This window comes from Nonomuraea sp. NPDC048892 (assembly GCF_040649735.1).
In the GTDB taxonomy this organism is placed as follows: Bacteria; Actinomycetota; Actinomycetes; order Streptosporangiales; family Streptosporangiaceae; genus Nonomuraea; species Nonomuraea maheshkhaliensis.
On the sequence record NZ_JBEZFZ010000026.1, the window covers coordinates 113,589 to 129,857 of the forward strand.

Below are 16,269 nucleotides of genomic sequence, written 5' to 3' on the forward strand. Positions count from 1 at the left end.
GGTGGCGGAGAAGCCTCAGCGGCGATGCCCGGGGTGTGGTGAGCGTCGGGAGCGCAGCCTCACGGGGTTGTCGCGGCCCGCTCGGACTCGCTGCGCAGGACACAGAACTCGTTGCCCTCGGGGTCGGCGAGAACGGCCCAGCCCGTGCCATCAGGGTCGCGGCGGTCGACGACGAAGGAGGCGCCCAGCCCCAGTAGGCGGTCTACCTCCTCTTCGCGCGAGGTCTCCGGACGCAGACAGAGGTGGAGCCGGTTCTTGGCCGCCTTGCGCTCCGGAACCTGGTTGAAGTGCAGCAGCGGTCCCTGCGGTAGCAGAACCTGCGTCTCCTCATCCCCGGGCCTGTCCTCGGGATGCATGGGACAACCGGTTACCTCGCTCCAGAACCGGGCGAGTTCGTAGGCATTTGCACAGTCGATCGCCACGTTCTGCACTACCGAGACCATGCAGACATTCTGCAGCACCAAGATCAGGATCGAAGGTGGAATCCGACAACTCACCCTGAACCCGACGCGAACGCCGACAGCCTCATCTGCAACCGACAGCCGCATGGTTGGCGTTACGTCCATCGGTAGCTGGGCGATCACGCTTCGTGAATTGCAGAACGCGACGTTTCGGCCTCCAGCATGATCTCGATGGAAGATCACCGGCTTTGGAACGGGCACTGACAGTCCCGTGAGGCGCCGTGACGGCGGCGCGCAGCACCCGCCGGAGGGGAGCACCGGCGACTCTCGCTTCGACATGCATCTAATTTGACAAATATCTAAGCAGAGGCGCAAACTCGAGGCTGCTTAGACGTTCGTCGAAACAAAGGGATGGGAGATCGTCATGTCTCGCGTTCAGCTCGCCCTCCGCGTCGCCGACCTGGAAGGCTCGATCGCCTTCTACTCCAAGCTGTTCGGCGCCGAACCGGCCAAGCGCCGCCCCGGCTACGCCAACTTCGCCATCGCCGAGCCTCCGCTCAAGCTCGTCCTCATCGAGGGCGAGGCCGGCGAGGACACGCGGCTCGACCACCTGGGCGTCGAAGTGGAGGACGGCGCCGAGGTCACCGCCGCCACCCGGCGGCTCACCGAGGCCGGGCTGGCCACGTTCGAGGAGAAGGACACCTCCTGCTGCTACGCGCTGCAGGACAAGGTGTGGGTGCACGGGCCGGGCGCGGAGCCGTGGGAGGTGTACGTGGTCAAGGCCGACGCCGACACCCTGACCAGGCAGGCCGGCTCGCAGTGCTGCACGTGAGGCACCCCGGCCGCCACCCGTACCCCCCGGACGAGCACGATGTCGGGGGAAAGGTGATCGCGGCCGGAGGGAGAACGAGCGGACATGGACGTGTACGAAGCCGTGGACAGCCGGCGGGCGGTGCGGGCGTTCAGCGATGAGCCGGTGCCCATGGACGTGCTCGAACGGGTGCTCGCCGCCGCCGCGCGGGCCCCGTCGAGCGGGAACCTCCAGCCCTGGCAGCTGTACGTCGTGACCGGCGAGCCGCTGGCCGAGCTGAAACGGCGCGCGACGGCCAGGGCTCAGGCGGGGGACCCGGGCGATGAGCGGGAATATCCGATGTATCCGGCCGAGCTCATCTCGCCCTACCTGGACCGCTTCTCCGCCGCGGCCGCCCAGCGGTACCAGGCCCTGGGGATCCGGCGTGACGCCCCCGACCGGCCCATGAGGATCGCCGCGCTGAACTCGGAGGCGTTCGGCGCGCCCGTCGTCCTGTTCTGCTACCTCGACCGGACGATGGGCCCCGGGCAGTGGGCGGACGCGGGGATGTACCTGCAGACGATCATGCTGCTGCTGCGGGCGGAGGGGGTGCACAGCTGCCCGCAGGTGATGTGGACGATGTTCCGCAGGACCGTCAGTGAGATCGTCGGAGCCGATGACGACCTCGTCCTGCTCTGCGGCGTCGCGGTGGGTTTCGAGAAGGAAGACGCGGTACGCGTGCGTACCGGCCGGGCGGACCTGACGGAAACGGTGCGCTTCATCGGACCGTGAGGCCCGCCCGGCGCCCCGGGCCGGCGGAGTTCCGCGAACAGCAGGTGGCGGCCTACCGCGTGGCCTACCGCGGACATACCCCCGCTATACCGCCGGTCTCTAGCGTTCCTCGCGGTGCTCCGGTCACAGGTGGAGCGCCGCGACGTGCACGCTCACTGACAAGGATCGAAATCATGCGGAAACTCTCGCCCTCGAAGACGCTCGCCACTGTCATCGGGGTCTCTGCCGCCTTCGCCGTAATGGCGCCGGCCACCGCCGCCACGGCCTCCACCACCTCCGCCTCGTCGAGTGTCTCCTCGGCCAAATGCAAGGAGAAGTGGAGCAAGCTCAACACGAAGGACGGCTTCGTCAGCTACGTGCTCCAGCTCTGCACCAACGGCTTCGGTAAGGCGCGCGGCAGCGTGACGGACACCAAGAGCGACGCCTGGACGGCCGTGGTCGAGGTCTCCTTCAAGAAGAAGAACGGCGACGAGATCTACGGCCAGTACCAGGAGGCCGGCCGGAAGAAGGGCCACAAGAGCTTCAACTGGTCCACGACCCGCACCAACCTCGACCGGATCACGATCAGGGCCAAGCGCTGCCTCCCGGGCACGATCGTGTGCAACAACACCAAGACCTACACGATCTACCCCTGATGCCGAGGCATGGCCGCCGCGGTGGACACCGCGGCGGCAGCCGCCTGAGCTACTTCGCCGGCCGCAGCGCGCCCAGCAGCAGGGGCAGCGACCGATGGAGCTCCCGCTCCCAGTACGCCGGCGAGTGCGTGCCCCGGTAGAAGTGGGTGCTCACCCGCACCCCGGCCCGCTCCAGCCGGCCGGCCAGCGAGCGGTTCAGCACCCTGTCGAACGCCTCGATCTCGTCGGCCTTCGCTCCGGCCTTGTCCAGCGGCCCTGGACGCCCGTCACCGCAGCTCAGGAAGACCGGAACGGGCCGCAGCCGCCGGGCCAGCGCGTACGGGTCGTGTCGTCGCCAGATCGCGCGCTGGGCGACCGGATCGCCCCAGAGATCGCGGTACTCCGGCGCCTGTTCGAACGCCACCCGCCACCTGCGTACGTGCTCGGGATGCAGCAGGTGGACCGGACCGCTGTAGCTGGCCACCGCCCGGAACATCCCGGGATGCCGGGCGGCGTAGGCCAGGGCGCCGTAGCCGCCCATGGACAGGCCCGCGACGGCCCGCCGCTCACCCGCCCCGTAACGGCGTTCGAGGATGCGACGCAGCTCGGTGAGATGGAACGTCTCCCATCCTGGCGGCCCGTACGACCCCTTGTTCCACCAGTCGGTGTAGTAGCCGGCGAAACCGGCGTCCGGCATCACGACCAGCACGTCGCGCAGCGCCGCGAGCCGTTCGACGTCGCTGTCACGGGTCCAGGTCCGGTGCGAGTCACCCAGGCCGTGCAGCAGGTAGAGCACCGGCCAGCGGTCACGGGGGCCGCGCCGCTGCCAGCCGTCGGGGGTGAGGAGCCGTACCTTCGCGGTCTTCCCCAGGGCGGGAGAGTCGATGGTCAGGTCGACGACGCGGGGCCGTACCCGCTGCTCGTCGACGACGTGCGCGCGAGCCGGCGCGGCGAGCGCGGGCCCCGCGGTGGCACCCAGCGCCAGCACGGCGGCGAGCAGGAGCGGCAGCGTTCTGCGGCCGCCCCGGAATCTCGGTAAGCGAGTCATGGCACCCAGCGTCGGCCGCCACCGTCGTGCCCGGCATCGGGTACGGCCCCTGCCTTCCCCCTGGCCGCCCCCGGCCCGTGGTCAGGAGAGACAGTCTGCGCATGCCGCCGGGATCGGGGGAACCCTGGGGCCGTCACGGCCACGAGCAAGACCTGCCCCGACCCGACGACGGTCGTCGAGAATCGAACGTCAGGGTGTCGCGGGGGTACGGGGCGCGGACACGGCGGCGAGGGCGAAGCCGATCGCGGTCAGGAGCCAGGCGCAGCCGTCGAGGAGCTGGTTGGGCGCGATCACCGCGAAGACCAGGTGCAGCGGCTGTGAGATCGCCAGGATGAACCCCGCCCAGCCCGGCAGGATGCCGCCGCGCCACAGGGCGATCCCCAGCAGCACCACGCCCACGATGTGCCCGATCACGAAGATCGTGGTGCCGGCGGCGACAGTGGGCTCGCCGATCAGCTGATCGAGCAGGCGGGCGGCGACGTCGGCGGGCACGCCCGCGGCCGCCGCCGACAGCGCCGCCTGATCGACGGCCACGATCGCCGGCAGTCCGGAGAAGCCGGCCACCGAGATCACCAGCGCCGCCGTGCCGAGCCGGCGGCTGTGCCCGGCGGCCCGCAGACCGAGCGCGATCGTGCCCGGCACCAGGGTGAACGTGGCCAGCAGAGACAGCCACAGGACCGCCGACCCGACGTCCTGGTGGGCGGCGATCTTGGTGAACAACTCCGCCGAGGTGTCGGTGGTGCCGTACGGCAGGATCGCGCGGACGGCCGCGATGCTGAGTGGCCCGATCGCGACGAGCAGTCCGAGACCCAGGCGCCGAACCCGGGATGGGGCGGCGCTCGTCGCCGGCGTGACGGTGGCGGTCATGGCTCTCTCCTTGGCAGGGGGATCGGATGACCACCAGCGTGTGCGTGACCCGTTCCCCTCGGTCAGGGTGTCCCGGGGATATCGGCCGGGAATTTCTCCCGGCCGGTCCGGGTATCGGCCCCCAGGACAAGCAGGACCGCGGCCCTCATCATGTGACTGTGACCACCGCACCCGCTGCCGAGGCCGATCGCCCGCGGAGCCGAGCCGGTCGCGCGGCGGCCGTGGCGCTGTCCGGCGTGGCGTTCGCGGAAGTGTGCGCTGCCGTGATCGGCAGTGTGGTCCTCGGCAGGGGAGTGTCGGCGGCCCTGGACTCCTTCGTCGTGACGAACGCCGCGATGGGCTTGGCGTTCTCGATGTGCGGCCTGCTCATCGCCTGGCACCGGCGGGGCAATCCGATCGGCTGGCTGCTGATCGCCGACGGCCTCGGCCACGCGACGTCGGCGGTCGCCGTCCCGCTGGTCCAGTACGGCCAGGACACCGGCTGGCCCACCGCCGCGCTGCGCGTGCTCGTGACGGTGGGCGCCTACGCCTGGCCGTGGTCGATCGGGCTGTGCCTGCCGCTGATCCTGCAGCTGTTCCCCGACGGCCGGGCGGCGGGGCCGGCCCTGCGAGTGCTGATGTGGGCCACCGTGGCCACCGCTCCGCTGTTCGTGCTGGAGATGGGTGCCGGCCCCGACGGGATGGGCACCGGGCTGAGCGGATATCTGGTCCTTTCCGGCCATGCCGGGCTGGCGCCGCTGTGGCTCGTCAGCGAGATACGCGTCGTCATCACCGTCGTGATCGGCCTGGTCGCGCTGGCCGTCCGCTACCGGCGAGGGGACGAGGCGCGCCGCCGCCAGCTGCTGTGGCTGCTGCAGGCCGTCCTGGTCGTCGCGGTGGTCCTGACGGTCTGGGGCGTCTTCGCGTCAGGGCCGGTCCTGATCCTGCTGGCCATCCCGCTCATCCCGGCTGCGATCATGGTGGCGATCCTGCGTCATCAGCTGCTGGACATCCGGCTCGTCTTCTCCCGTACGGTGCTGTACGCGCTCCTGACCACCGGGGTCGCCGGCGCCTACATGGCCCTGGTCGCGGTGCTGGACACCGTGATGCGGCGGCAGGTGGGGCTGGGTGGTTCTGTCGCGGCCACGGTGCTGATCGCGGTCGGGTTCAACCCGGTGCGGGTTCGCCTGCAGCGGGTCGTCGACCGGATCCTGTACGGAGACCGCGCCGACCCGATGCGAGCCGTCTCGCGGGTGGGCGAACGCCTGGACGCCGGGCTGCCCGGGGTGCTGGAGGCGGTGCGCGAAGCGCTGCGGATCCCGTACGCGGCGCTGAACACCGCCGGTGAGGTGGTCGTGTCCGGTCGTCCTCCGCACCACCTGCACACCTACCCGCTGCGCTACGGCAAGCAGGACGTCGGTGAGCTGGTGGTGGGCTTGCGCCCGGGGGAGAGCCGCCTCAGCGGCGCCGACCATGCCATCCTGCGGTTGCTCGCCGCGCCGCTGTCGGTCGCCGTGCACGCCCTGGCCCTGTCGGAGCAGGTGCAGCACTCCCGCGAGCAGATCGTCGTGGCCCGGGAGGAGGAGCGGCGGCGGCTGCGCCGCGACCTGCACGACGGGCTCGGCCCCGTGCTCACCGGGGTGACGTTCAAGGCCGATGCCACCGGCAACCTGATCGCCACCGACCCGGACGCGGCCAGGGAGCTGGTCGCCGAACTCCGTACCGAGACCGCCCAGGCGATCAACGACATCCGCCGGCTCGTCTACGACCTGCGCCCGCCCGCCCTGGACGATCTCGGCCTGGTCGGGGCGATCCGGCAACGCGCCACCCACCTGCGACGCGACGGCATCGCCGTCCACGTGACCGCCCCCGACACCCTGCCCGCACTGCCGGCAGCGGTCGAGGCGGCGGCTTTCCGCATCGCCACCGAGGCGATGACCAACGCCGTACGCCACTCCCGCGCCAGCCGCATCCACGTGCGGATCGACGCCGACACGCAGTTACAGCTGCGCGTCAGCGACAACGGCGACTCGCCTCACGCGTGGACACCGGGAGTGGGATTGTCATCCATGCGCGAACGCGCCGCCGAACTCGGCGGATCCTTGACAGCGGGCCCCGGCCCCGACGGCGGCCAGGTGGCGGCCATCCTGCCGATGGGAGCATCATGATCACTGTTTTGCTGGCCGACGACCACCCCATCGTGCGCAGCGGCCTGCGCGCGCTGCTCGGCTCCATCGACGGGCTCACCGTGGTCGGCGACGCCGCCGACGGCCGCGAGGCCGTGCGCCAGGCCGTCACCCTCCACCCGGACGTCCTGGTCATGGACATCCAGATGCCCGATCTGGACGGCATCGCGGCGACCAGGCAGATCGCCCGCGACGCCCCCGACGTCGCGGTGCTCATGCTGACGATGTACCACGACGACGACTCGGTGTTCGCCGCCATGCGCGCCGGAGCCCGCGGCTACCTGCTCAAAGGCGCCGAACAGGACGAGATCGTACGAGCCATCCGGGCCGTGGCCGCCGGTGAGGCGATCTTCGGGCCCGGCGTCGCGCAGCGGGTGCTCGGCTTCTTCTCCGCCCCTCCGCCGGCCGAGGTGCCTTTTCCCCAGCTGACCGATCGGGAGCGGGACGTGCTCGACCTGATCGCGGACGGCCGCCCGAACGGCGAGATAGGCCGCCGCCTAGGCATCTCCCCCAAGACCGTGGCCAACCACATCTCGAGCATCTTCGCCAAACTCCAGGTCGCCGACCGCGCCGAGGCCATCATCCGCGCCCGCGACGCCGGGCTGGGCCGGCCCTCCGAGTAGGGGAGATCTACCCCAGCTCGTCACGACGGCGGGTCAGGTAGGCGGTCTCGGCGGTGTTGCCCGCCAGGCCGATGGCCTGCTCGTACGCCAGGCGCGCCTCCCGCCCACGGCCCAGCCGGCGCAGCAGGTCGGCGCGGGCGGCGTGGTAGGCGTGATAGCCGGTCAGCGCCTCGGCGAGCCCGTCGACGACGGACAATGCCGCCTGCGGCCCGTCGAGCTCGGCCATGGCGACGGCCCGGTTGAGGGCGACGATCGGCGAGGGGTCGAGGCGGACGAGCTGGTCGTAGAGGGCGAGGACCTGTGACCAGTCGGTGTCGCGGCTGTCGCGGGCGGAGGTGTGCACCGCGTTGATCGCGGCGAGGATCTGGTAGCGGCCGGGGGCCGCCCCGGCCGCGGCGGCGGCCAGGCGCTCGCGTACCAGCCGGTGACCTTCGGCGATCAGCTCCGCGTCCCAGACGCCGCGGTCCTGCTCGGTCAGGGGGACCAGCTCGCCGCCGGCCGAGACCCGGGCGGGGCGGCGGGCCTCGATGAGCAGCATCAGCGCCAGCAGCCCGGCCACCTCGCCGTCGTCCGGCAGCAGGGCGCGGATCAGGCGGGTGAGCCGGAGCGCCTCGGCGGTCAGGTCGTGCCGTACGGGATCGCTGTCAGGGCCGCTGGCCAGGTAACCCTCGTTGAAGACGAGGAACAGGACGGCCAGCACGCCGGAGACGCGGACCGGCAGGTCGCCGGCGGACGGCATCCGGTACGGGATCCCAGCCGCCTTGATCTTGGCCTTCGCGCGGGTGATGCGCTGCTCCATGGTGGTCCGCTGCACCAGGAACGCGCTGGCGATCTCGGGCACGGTCAGGCCGCCCACCATGCGCAGCGTCAACGCCACCCGCGCCTCCATCGCCAGCGCCGGATGGCAGCAGGTGAAGATCAGCCGGAGCCGGTCGTCGTCGATGGCGCCCAGCGGTTCAGGCGGGGCGGTGTCGTTCACGAGTTGCGCTGCTTTGTGCTTGTCGTCGCGTTTGTTCTCGCGCCTGATCCGGTCGATGGCCTTGCGGTTGGCGGTGGTGGTCAGCCAGGCGCCCGGGTTGGGCGGCAGGCCGTCGGCCCGCCACCGCTCGACTGCGGTCGCGAACGCCTCGGCCGCCGCCTCCTCGGCGATGTCGAGATCGCCGAAACGCCTGGTCAGGGCGGCGACCACCCGGGCCCACTCCTCGCGGTGAGCCTGGGTGACCGCCTCATGGACGTCGATCTCGTTCACAGGAACGGCCGCACCTCGCTCTTCCGGTCCCACGCTTTCGATCCTCCCTGACGGCACACGTGTCACCTTTTCCCGTACGCCCGCAGGAACGCCCGCACCCCCTCGACGATGAGCGGCCGGACCCGGTCGTCGCCCGCCGCGTTGGCGGAGCCGAGGCGGCTGATGGCGACGCCGAAGGTCAGCGCGATGAAGTGGTCGGCCGCGAGCCGCGGGTCGGGGACGTCGAGCAGCCCGGCCCTGGCCAGGGCGGCGAGCCGCTCGCCGACGGCCTCGTCGGGGGCGTTGGCCATCGCGCGGTCGTCCCTGGGCGGCAGGTGGTCGGACTCTGTCTGGCCCAGGCGTTGCAGCGTGGCGTACTCGGCCGAGTTGAGCATGTCGGTGGCGATTCTCATGGAGAACGTGACGAGCGCGTCCTCCAGCTCGCCGGCCTCGGTGAGGTCGGTGAGCGTGTCGTCGAGGGTGCGCTGGATCGTGGTGATCAGCGACTGGCCGATGTTCTCGACGACGGCGTGCAGCAGGGTCTGCTTGTCGCCGAAGTAGTCGTAGACCGTGCGCGTGGACACCTTGGCCCGGGCGGCGATGGCGTCGATGCTCGACCGGTCGAAGCCGTTGGTGAGGAACAGCTCCTGGGCCGCGGTGAGGATGGCGGCCCGCTTCTTCGCGGATCCTTCACGCAGCGTCTTCGTAGGCGGCATGAATCGAATCCTAGCGGAACTACACCGATCGTTGTAATGAACTACAGTACATGTTGTAGTGTAATTTTCGCGGCGGCATGGATCGCGCCGCACTCCTGTTCCGAGCACGTCCCCCAGCAGCAGTTCTGGGCCGCGCGCGCCGCTCGCCCGGTCACCAGGAAAGGACGTCCATGACTACATCTCTGGCTCCACCGGTCGGCATCGGGAAGGCCGCCATCGGCGCCCTGAGCCTGCTGGCCATCGCCACCGGCGCCCTGGAGTCGGTGCTGACGCCGACGCTCCCGCTGCTGCAACGCGAGCTGGCCTTAAGCCCGGCCCAGGGGGCCTTGCTCAGCACCGCGCTGCTCATCAGCGGCGCCCTCCTGCTGCCCGTCTCGGGCACCCTCGGCGACCGCTTCGGCGGAAGGCGGGTCATGACCCTGCTGATGACCGTGGTGCTGGCCGGCGGCCTGGTGTCGTCGCTGGCGCCCAACCTGCCGGTGCTGCTGGCCGGGCAGATCCTGCAGGGTGCGATGGTGGGCGCGCTGCCGCTCTCGTTCATCCTCGTACGCAAGCACCTTCCTCCCGGATCGGCCCACGCGGCGATCGGCGTGGTCAGCGGCATGTTCGTGGGCGGCAACCTGGTGGGCTCGATGATCTCCGGGCCCATCGCGGAAGGCCTGTCGCGGCACTGGATGTTCGCGATACCGACCATCGCCATCGCCGTGGCGACCGTGCTCGTCCACCGGCTGATCCCGGACGACCCGCCCACCCGATCCGAGACCAGGATCGACTGGCCCGGCCTGGTTCTCCTGAGCGGCGCCCTGCTGACGCTCATGCTGGTGCTCCCGATGGTGCCCGAGGCCGGCAGCCGGCCGCTCGAATTCAGCGCCCTCGTCCTGCTCCTGGCCGGCCTCGTGATCGGCTGGATCCGGGTCGAACGCCGCTCGGCCGCGCCGATGGTCGACCTGCGCCTGCTCGCGCGGCCGGGGATGTGGAGCTCGTACGCGATCACGTTCGCCGTCTGCCTCGGCACCGCGGCGTCCATGTATCTCGTCCCGCAGCTGTTCGCGGTGCCCGCCGACGCCTACGGTTTCGGCGCCAGCGCCAGCGACATGGGCCTGTACCTGCTGCCCAGCGCCGTCGCGGCGGCGGTCAGCGGCCCGATCGCCGGGTTCGCGGCGCGGCGGTTCGGCGCGCGCACGGCGGTCGCCGCCGGCATCGCCGGCACCACGGCCACACTGGCGGCCGTGGCGCTGATGCACGGCGAGGTCTGGCAGCTCGTCATCGGCAAGATGTTGATCTCCCTGGCCAGCGGCATCTGCGTCACGGCGGTGGTCGTCAAGACCGCCACCACCGGCGACGGCGGCGACACCGGCACCGCCACCAGCCTGATCCTGGTGACCCGCGTGATCGGCTTCACCGCGGGCGCGCAGCTCGGCGGCATCCTCCTCACCGCCATGACCCCCTCCGGGGCGAACGTCCCGGACGAATCGGCTTTCATCATCGGCTTCGGCATCGCCAGCGCCGTCGTGGCACTGGCGCTGCTCGCCGTCCGCACAGTGGACAAAGGAGAAGAACAATGACGAACATCCACAGCACGCGGAAGCGCGAGGTCCTGGTGTCGGGGGCCAGCGTCGCGGGGCTCGCCCTCGCGTACTGGCTGAACCGCCACGGATTCGCCGTCACGGTGGTGGAGAAGGCGGCCACCGTCCGCAACGGCGGTTACCCCATCGACGTGCGCGGCACCGCGCTCGACGTGGTCGAGCGCATGGGCATCCTGCCGCGCCTGCGCGACGCGCACGTCGACCTGCGCCGGATGACCTTCCTGGACGAGGACGGCAGCCAGGTGGCCTCGGTCAGCCCCGGCACCGTCACCGGCGACACCGAGGGACGAGACCTCGAAGTGCGGCGCGGTGACCTGAGCGACGCCCTGCACGCGACGGTCCGCGACGACGCCGAGTTTCTGTTCGGCGACTCCATCGACATTCTCGACCAGTCCGGCGACGGGGTGGACGTCACCTTCCGCGGCGGCGCCCGGCGCACGTTCGACCTGGTCTTCGGCGCGGACGGGATGCATTCGCGCACCCGGGAGCGGCTGTTCGGCCCCGAGCACCTGTTCGACCGGTACCTCGGCTACTGCTTCGCCGTGTTCACCATGCGCAACACGTTCGGGCTCTCCCGGGAACTCGTCATGTGGAACACCCCCGGCCGGGCCGCGGCGCTCTACGCCACCGGGGACGACGACGACCAGGTGCACGCCTTCCTGAACTTCGCCCGTCCGCGGCGGCCGTTCGACGAGTTCCCGACCCCCGAAGCGCAGCAGGACCTGGTCGCGTCGGTGTTCGTGGACGCGGGATGGGAGGTTCCCGGCATGCTGGCCGCCATGCGCGCGGCGGACGACCTGTTCTTCGACACGGTCGCCCAGATCCGCCTGCCCCGCTGGTCCAGCGGCCGGGTCGCGCTGGTGGGCGACGCCGCGTACGCGCCCTCGTTCCTCACCGGGCAGGGCACCAGCCTCGCGCTCGTCGGGGCGTACATGCTGGCCGGTTCGCTGGCGAACCAGGACCACGCCACGGGCTTCGCCGCCTACGAACGCGACACGCGCGCGTTCGTCACCCAGAACCAGGGGCTGGTGGACGAGGGCGGCGCCTCCCTCTTCCCGACCACCGCCGAGGCGCTGGAGCAGCGCAACGAGATGCTGCGCGGGCTCACCACCCTGCGGGGCGCGGAGGCGATCTCAGCCCATTCGGCCCTCACCTTGCCCGACTGACAGGTTCGGGGAGCGCCGCCCTTGTCCTTGCGCCGAACGTCGAAGATTTCCTCCGGAGCGCACCTTTTGGGATCATTGTCAGCAACCGGTAAGGATCTCAACGCGGAAACGGTGCCATGGCCAACCCCCTACGTGACGGCGACCCGACCCAGATGGGCCCTTATCGGCTGCACGCACGGCTAGGCGGGGGCGGGATGGGACAGGTGTTCCTGGGCCGTTCGCCGGGCGGGCGCCTGGTGGCCGTCAAGGTGGTACGCCCCGAACTGGCCGACGACGCGGACTTCCGGCGCCGCTTCGCCTCAGAGGTGGAGGCCGCCGGCAAGGTCGGCGGGTTCTACACCGCCCAGGTAGTGGACGCCGACACCGACGCCGACCAGCCGTGGCTGGCTACCGCCTACATCCCCGGCCCCTCCCTGCACCAGGCCATCGAAGACCATGGGCCGTTGTCCCTGGAGTCGGCCGCGGTGCTGGGAGCCGGGCTGGCCGAAGGACTCGCCGCCGTGCACGCCTGCGAGATGGTGCACCGCGACCTCAAACCCGCCAACGTCATCCTCGCCGAGGACGGGCCCCGCTTGATCGATTTCGGCATCGCCCGCGCCCTGGACGCCACCAGCCACACCCGCACCTCCACCGTGCTGGGCACCGCCGCGTTCATGTCCCCAGAACAGGCCATGGCTCAGGAGGTCGGGCCGCCCTCGGACGTGTTCTCGCTCGGCTGCGTGCTCGCCTTCGCCGCGACCGGCCGCAGCCCTTTCGGGTCGGGGCCCGTTCACGCGGTCGTCTTCCGCGTGGTGCACGCCGACCCCGACCTGCGCGGGGTGCCCGCTCCACTGGCCGCTCTGGTGGCGGCCTGCCTGGCCAAGGACCCCGTCGCCCGGCCTGGCCTGGAGCACGTGCTGAGCAACCTCACCGCGCTCGCCTCGCCCGGTCAGGGGCCGTGGCTGCCTGAGGCGCTCACTCAGGTCATCGCCGAACGCCGGACCCTGGCGCTGACCGCCCCGCACGACCCGGCCACCGGGCCCGGCACCGGTGGCCCCCGTACGATGACGCCACCACCACCCAGGCACGCGGATCAGCCGCGGGCGCTCCAGCCTTCGCTGGCCGACGAACGCCGCCAGCTGCGCAACGGCAGCAAGCCGTACCGTGCCACCGGACACCAGATCGCCGTCTATGTGCTGCTCGCCCTCTTCGCCCTGGTCTCCGCGAGCACCGTGGTCTACCAGCTCGATGTCTTCGACGACGCGGGACGGTGGTATGAGCCGGAGGTCTTCGAGGAGATCGAGACGGTCAGCAAGATCATGCTGGCGGCCCAGGTCGTCTCCGGCCTGGGATTGACGGCGTGCTGGCTGCTGTGGTTCTTCCGGGTCCGGGCCGTCGCCGAACGGCTCGCGCCCGGCCGGCTGCGCCGCAGCCAAGCCATGGCCGTCTACGGCTGGTTCATCCCGATCGGCAACCTGTGGCTGCCGAAGCAGATCGCCGACGACATCTGGCACGCCTCCAGCCCGCCCGAACGCGGCGGCACGACGGCCCCGGCCGGTCTCCTGCACACCTGGTGGATCCTGTGGCTGGTCACCTTCCTGACCTGGCCCCTGTTCTGGGTCGAGTGGACGACACTCCTCGCGACACACGACGACCGCACGACGGACGACGACCTGATCCGGATGTACGAGTTCACGCCGGACGTTTGGGCCAGCCTGGCCCTGCACGTCCTGGCCGTACCGACGACGATCGTCACCGCTTGGTCGGTGCGTCGGCTGAGCACCATGCAGGCGGCCAGACTCAACAGCTGACCGCGGGGCCTGCCTCCGGAAAGCGCAGGCCCCGCGGTCGAACGCTAAACGATGCCCTTCTTTATGCGAGAAAGAAGGTTCTCGAAGTCGGCTTCCGGCATGACGAGCATGCCCATGCCCGGATTCTTGGAATCGCGTATCGCAACCCGCCCGTTCATCGCCGCGACCTCGACGCACTCGCCATTGGTCCCACAGTAGGAGCTCGTGCGCCAGTTGTTGAAGACAGGGCTGGTGGAGTTGTTCATGGTTCCTTTACCTGATGATCGAGTGACTTATTTCCATTTTTGCATGCGCTCCTCGATGTAGCGGATCGTGTCCTGAGAGCTTAATGCGGCTTCCGATAGATACTTGAATGCCATGAAATGACGGTGTGCCCTCATTTCATCGGCATCCAATTGCCCACCCGCGTCGTCCTCCTGGTAAAGAACGTCGGGGTGCAACTCGCCGAGGCCTTCAAGTTTCGGGAACCTCAGCAGAATGAAATTCGACATGTAGCCTCCGGGGAGGCCCCTGCTGTTGGGCAGGATCTGGATGTTGAGATTGGACAGCTTCGCCAGCTCCGCGATGTGGCGGAGCTGGGCCGTCATGATGGCGTCATCACCGATCCGGCGGGCCAGTACCGACTCGTCCATGACGACGTTGTGGACGGTGGAAGGATCGTCGATGAATCGCCGCTGACGGGCCATGCGAATTTCCACGCGCCGGCGGACCTGCCGGGGTGTCAACTGAGCGATGTGAGGGACGTCGATGAGCGCCTGGGAGTAATGTTCCGTCTGCAGCAGCCCGGATATCACCAGCGACTGCCATTCCCATCGTTCCGCCGCCCCGCTCTCGAAGCCGAGATATTCCCGGTACTGAACGGGGATCGCCTCGGCGTACGGCTCCCACCATTCCGGAACAGTCGCCTGGGGAACCAGTTCGAGCAGGAGAGTGCGGCCTGGCTCAGGCATTTCGTAGAGATCGAGCAGCGACTCCACATCTTTGATGTTGAGCAGGATCTGTCCGGTCTCCAGGCGCGAGAACCGCGAGGTCGACCAGCCGAGGGTCTTCGCCGCCTGAGGGCCGGTGAGGCCGACCGCGTCACGCCGCTTGCGGAGCTCGCTCAGGATGCGGCTGCGGAACACGGCAGGACTGCCTTGTGCCACCGGGATGCCTCCTCTCCGAGCGTGTCAGACGATCATGCCCAACCAGAAGTCGTACGATCGGAATCCTCACCGGGACGTATCAACTATGTACCGCTGAGATTCCTGACACTGTTCCCGGCGGGAATCCCGCTGAGCTTCCCAGCGCCATACCCTGAGGGTAGCCCACTGGGCATCACAATCAAGGAAGGATGGGCGACATGACGCCGTGTCGGACGAAGAAGACCGTCTGGCCGGTGGCGTCGTCCCATCCCCGCAGCTCGGTTTCGAGCGCCAGTCGGGCCCACTGCCGTGCCTCTGATCCTGCGCCGCGTCCATGCACCTGGGACATCCGTGCTGCATCGCCAAGCGCAAGGCGGGTTCCGCGTTCCCGGCTTCCTTGTCGCTTGCGTGTTGACTCGCGTGGCGAGAGGAGAGGGCCCCGATCATGGTCCATGCTGTACGGGTTCTGCACTGGCTGGTTCACGCGATGGAGACGGCCTTCATCGCAGGACTGATCGCGTACTGTTTCACCCGCGAACTTGGGGCGGAGCCGCTCGCGGCGTTCGCCGCGGCAGGCGGGGCCTTTATGGCGGTCTCCATGGCCTTCGCCGCGTACCTCACGGCGACGGGCGCGATCAGGGCACCGGACTCACCCGTCAAGAACGACGGAGGTTCCGGAACGGGCACCTGAGACGATCACCGCCACGGCTTCGGCGTCGAGCGCCGGCGGGCGGACGCGGCTTGGGGTGTTTCAGGAGGCGCCGGTCGTCGCGTTGACGCGGGTCCGCGCAAGGGCGTTGCTCCATGACAGGAGCTGGTCGAGCATCGCGGTCAGGGCGGGGCCCTGGTGCTCGCCGGGGGTGAACTCGGCACCGAAGCCGGCGAAGTCGGTGTGCATGTTCAAGGTGACCTGCATGGCGACGTTGGCGAGTTGCAGGGCGCCCAGGACCGGACGCAGGGCTTCGACGGCGCGCACTCCGCCGTCCAGGCCATAGGCCTTGTTGTTCCCTTCGGCGTAGACGCGGTCGAGGGCGTTTTCAGCACGCCGGGGAAGGAGCGGTTGTACTCAGGGGGTGCTGCCGAGAATGATGGCGATCTTCGTCATGATGCTTCCCCTCGGTTGCGGGGGTGGACCGCTCGACGGGTTGTCAGCGGTCGGCGGAGGAGAGGAAGGAGTCGCCTGCCCGGTCCACTTCCGGGATCACGAACATGATCGCCTCCTCCGAGGCCGGGCTGCCGGTCCTGTCTAAGCTCAAGCCCATGGCACTGGAATGGGAACAGATCATCGTCGACTCCGCCGACCCTGTCGCTCTCGGGCGCTGGTGGGCCGAGGCTCTCGGCTGGGTTGTGGTCGACGAA

General features: G+C 69.8%; 17 protein-coding genes. 9 read left to right on the forward strand and 8 right to left on the reverse strand.

Annotated features, from left to right (window positions below; genetic code table 11):
• Nucleotides 1-59 precede the first annotated feature (59 nt).
• Complete coding sequence (locus AB0C28_RS46050; protein ID WP_358082375.1) at nucleotides 60-443, reverse strand: VOC family protein; 384 nt, start codon at nucleotides 441-443, stop codon at nucleotides 60-62.
• A 382-nt stretch (nucleotides 444-825) separates the two neighbouring features.
• Between AB0C28_RS46050 and AB0C28_RS46055 the strand changes: the two genes are divergently transcribed.
• The 3 genes from AB0C28_RS46055 to AB0C28_RS46065 all read left to right on the forward strand — a co-directional run bounded on the left by AB0C28_RS46055 (nucleotide 826) and on the right by AB0C28_RS46065 (nucleotide 2,618).
• Nucleotides 826-1,233, forward strand: a complete 408-nt coding sequence (locus AB0C28_RS46055) for an ArsI/CadI family heavy metal resistance metalloenzyme (protein ID WP_358082341.1) — start codon at nucleotides 826-828, stop codon at nucleotides 1,231-1,233.
• A gap of 84 nt (nucleotides 1,234-1,317) precedes the next feature.
• The gene (locus tag AB0C28_RS46060; protein WP_358082344.1) at nucleotides 1,318-1,983 is read left to right on the forward strand and encodes a nitroreductase; all 666 of its coding nucleotides are present in this window, start codon (nucleotides 1,318-1,320) and stop codon (nucleotides 1,981-1,983) included.
• Nucleotides 1,984-2,156: 173 nt separating this feature from the next.
• The gene (locus tag AB0C28_RS46065; RefSeq protein ID WP_357856697.1) at nucleotides 2,157-2,618 is read left to right on the forward strand and encodes a hypothetical protein; all 462 of its coding nucleotides are present in this window, start codon (nucleotides 2,157-2,159) and stop codon (nucleotides 2,616-2,618) included.
• A gap of 49 nt (nucleotides 2,619-2,667) precedes the next feature.
• On the opposite strand, the gene AB0C28_RS46070 is transcribed toward AB0C28_RS46065, so the two are convergent.
• A complete protein-coding gene (locus tag AB0C28_RS46070) occupies nucleotides 2,668-3,645 on the reverse strand; it encodes an alpha/beta hydrolase family protein (RefSeq protein WP_358082347.1) in 978 nt (325 codons plus the stop codon).
• A gap of 189 nt (nucleotides 3,646-3,834) precedes the next feature.
• Nucleotides 3,835-4,512, reverse strand: a complete 678-nt coding sequence (locus AB0C28_RS46075) for a hypothetical protein (protein ID WP_358082350.1) — start codon at nucleotides 4,510-4,512, stop codon at nucleotides 3,835-3,837.
• 158 nt (nucleotides 4,513-4,670) lie between these two features.
• On the opposite strand from AB0C28_RS46075, the gene AB0C28_RS46080 reads away from it, so the two are divergent.
• On the forward strand, nucleotides 4,671-6,659 hold the full coding sequence (locus tag AB0C28_RS46080; RefSeq protein ID WP_358082354.1) for a histidine kinase: 1,989 nt from the start codon (nucleotides 4,671-4,673) through the stop codon (nucleotides 6,657-6,659).
• Nucleotides 6,656-7,300, forward strand: coding sequence for a response regulator transcription factor (locus tag AB0C28_RS46085; RefSeq protein WP_358082356.1), 645 nt, complete (start codon nucleotides 6,656-6,658; stop codon nucleotides 7,298-7,300). The genes AB0C28_RS46080 and AB0C28_RS46085 overlap by 4 nt, the downstream gene beginning before the upstream one ends.
• 7 nt (nucleotides 7,301-7,307) lie before the next feature.
• On the opposite strand, the gene AB0C28_RS46090 is transcribed toward AB0C28_RS46085, so the two are convergent.
• The gene (locus AB0C28_RS46090) at nucleotides 7,308-8,549 is read right to left on the reverse strand and encodes a DUF6596 domain-containing protein (protein WP_358082358.1); all 1,242 of its coding nucleotides are present in this window, start codon (nucleotides 8,547-8,549) and stop codon (nucleotides 7,308-7,310) included.
• 62 nt (nucleotides 8,550-8,611) lie between these two features.
• The gene (locus AB0C28_RS46095) at nucleotides 8,612-9,244 is read right to left on the reverse strand and encodes a TetR/AcrR family transcriptional regulator (RefSeq protein WP_357856715.1); all 633 of its coding nucleotides are present in this window, start codon (nucleotides 9,242-9,244) and stop codon (nucleotides 8,612-8,614) included.
• Between the two features lie 170 nt (nucleotides 9,245-9,414).
• Between AB0C28_RS46095 and AB0C28_RS46100 the strand changes: the two genes are divergently transcribed.
• The 3 genes from AB0C28_RS46100 (at nucleotide 9,415) to AB0C28_RS46110 (ending at nucleotide 13,786) form a co-directional block, all read left to right on the forward strand.
• Entirely contained in the window at nucleotides 9,415-10,809 is a 1,395-nt protein-coding gene (locus AB0C28_RS46100) for an MFS transporter (RefSeq protein WP_358082361.1), read from the forward strand.
• On the forward strand, nucleotides 10,806-11,996 hold the full coding sequence (locus tag AB0C28_RS46105) for an FAD-dependent monooxygenase (RefSeq protein ID WP_358082363.1): 1,191 nt from the start codon (nucleotides 10,806-10,808) through the stop codon (nucleotides 11,994-11,996). The genes AB0C28_RS46100 and AB0C28_RS46105 overlap by 4 nt, the downstream gene beginning before the upstream one ends.
• Before the next feature lie 116 nt (nucleotides 11,997-12,112).
• Nucleotides 12,113-13,786: a DUF4328 domain-containing protein gene (locus tag AB0C28_RS46110; RefSeq protein ID WP_358082366.1), complete on the forward strand. Its 1,674-nt coding sequence runs from the start codon at nucleotides 12,113-12,115 to the stop codon at nucleotides 13,784-13,786.
• Nucleotides 13,787-13,830: 44 nt separating this feature from the next.
• Here the strand turns inward: AB0C28_RS46110 and AB0C28_RS46115 are convergent, their stop codons facing one another.
• Nucleotides 13,831-14,031: a DUF397 domain-containing protein gene (locus tag AB0C28_RS46115; RefSeq protein WP_357856727.1), complete on the reverse strand. Its 201-nt coding sequence runs from the start codon at nucleotides 14,029-14,031 to the stop codon at nucleotides 13,831-13,833.
• Between the two features lie 27 nt (nucleotides 14,032-14,058).
• Nucleotides 14,059-14,931, reverse strand: coding sequence for a helix-turn-helix transcriptional regulator (locus tag AB0C28_RS46120; RefSeq protein ID WP_357856730.1), 873 nt, complete (start codon nucleotides 14,929-14,931; stop codon nucleotides 14,059-14,061).
• Between the two features lie 424 nt (nucleotides 14,932-15,355).
• On the opposite strand from AB0C28_RS46120, the gene AB0C28_RS46125 reads away from it, so the two are divergent.
• Complete coding sequence (locus AB0C28_RS46125; protein WP_357856733.1) at nucleotides 15,356-15,601, forward strand: hypothetical protein; 246 nt, start codon at nucleotides 15,356-15,358, stop codon at nucleotides 15,599-15,601.
• 60 nt (nucleotides 15,602-15,661) lie between these two features.
• Here the strand turns inward: AB0C28_RS46125 and AB0C28_RS46130 are convergent, their stop codons facing one another.
• Nucleotides 15,662-15,886: a hypothetical protein gene (locus AB0C28_RS46130; RefSeq protein ID WP_357856736.1), complete on the reverse strand. Its 225-nt coding sequence runs from the start codon at nucleotides 15,884-15,886 to the stop codon at nucleotides 15,662-15,664.
• Nucleotides 15,887-16,269 lie beyond the last annotated feature (383 nt).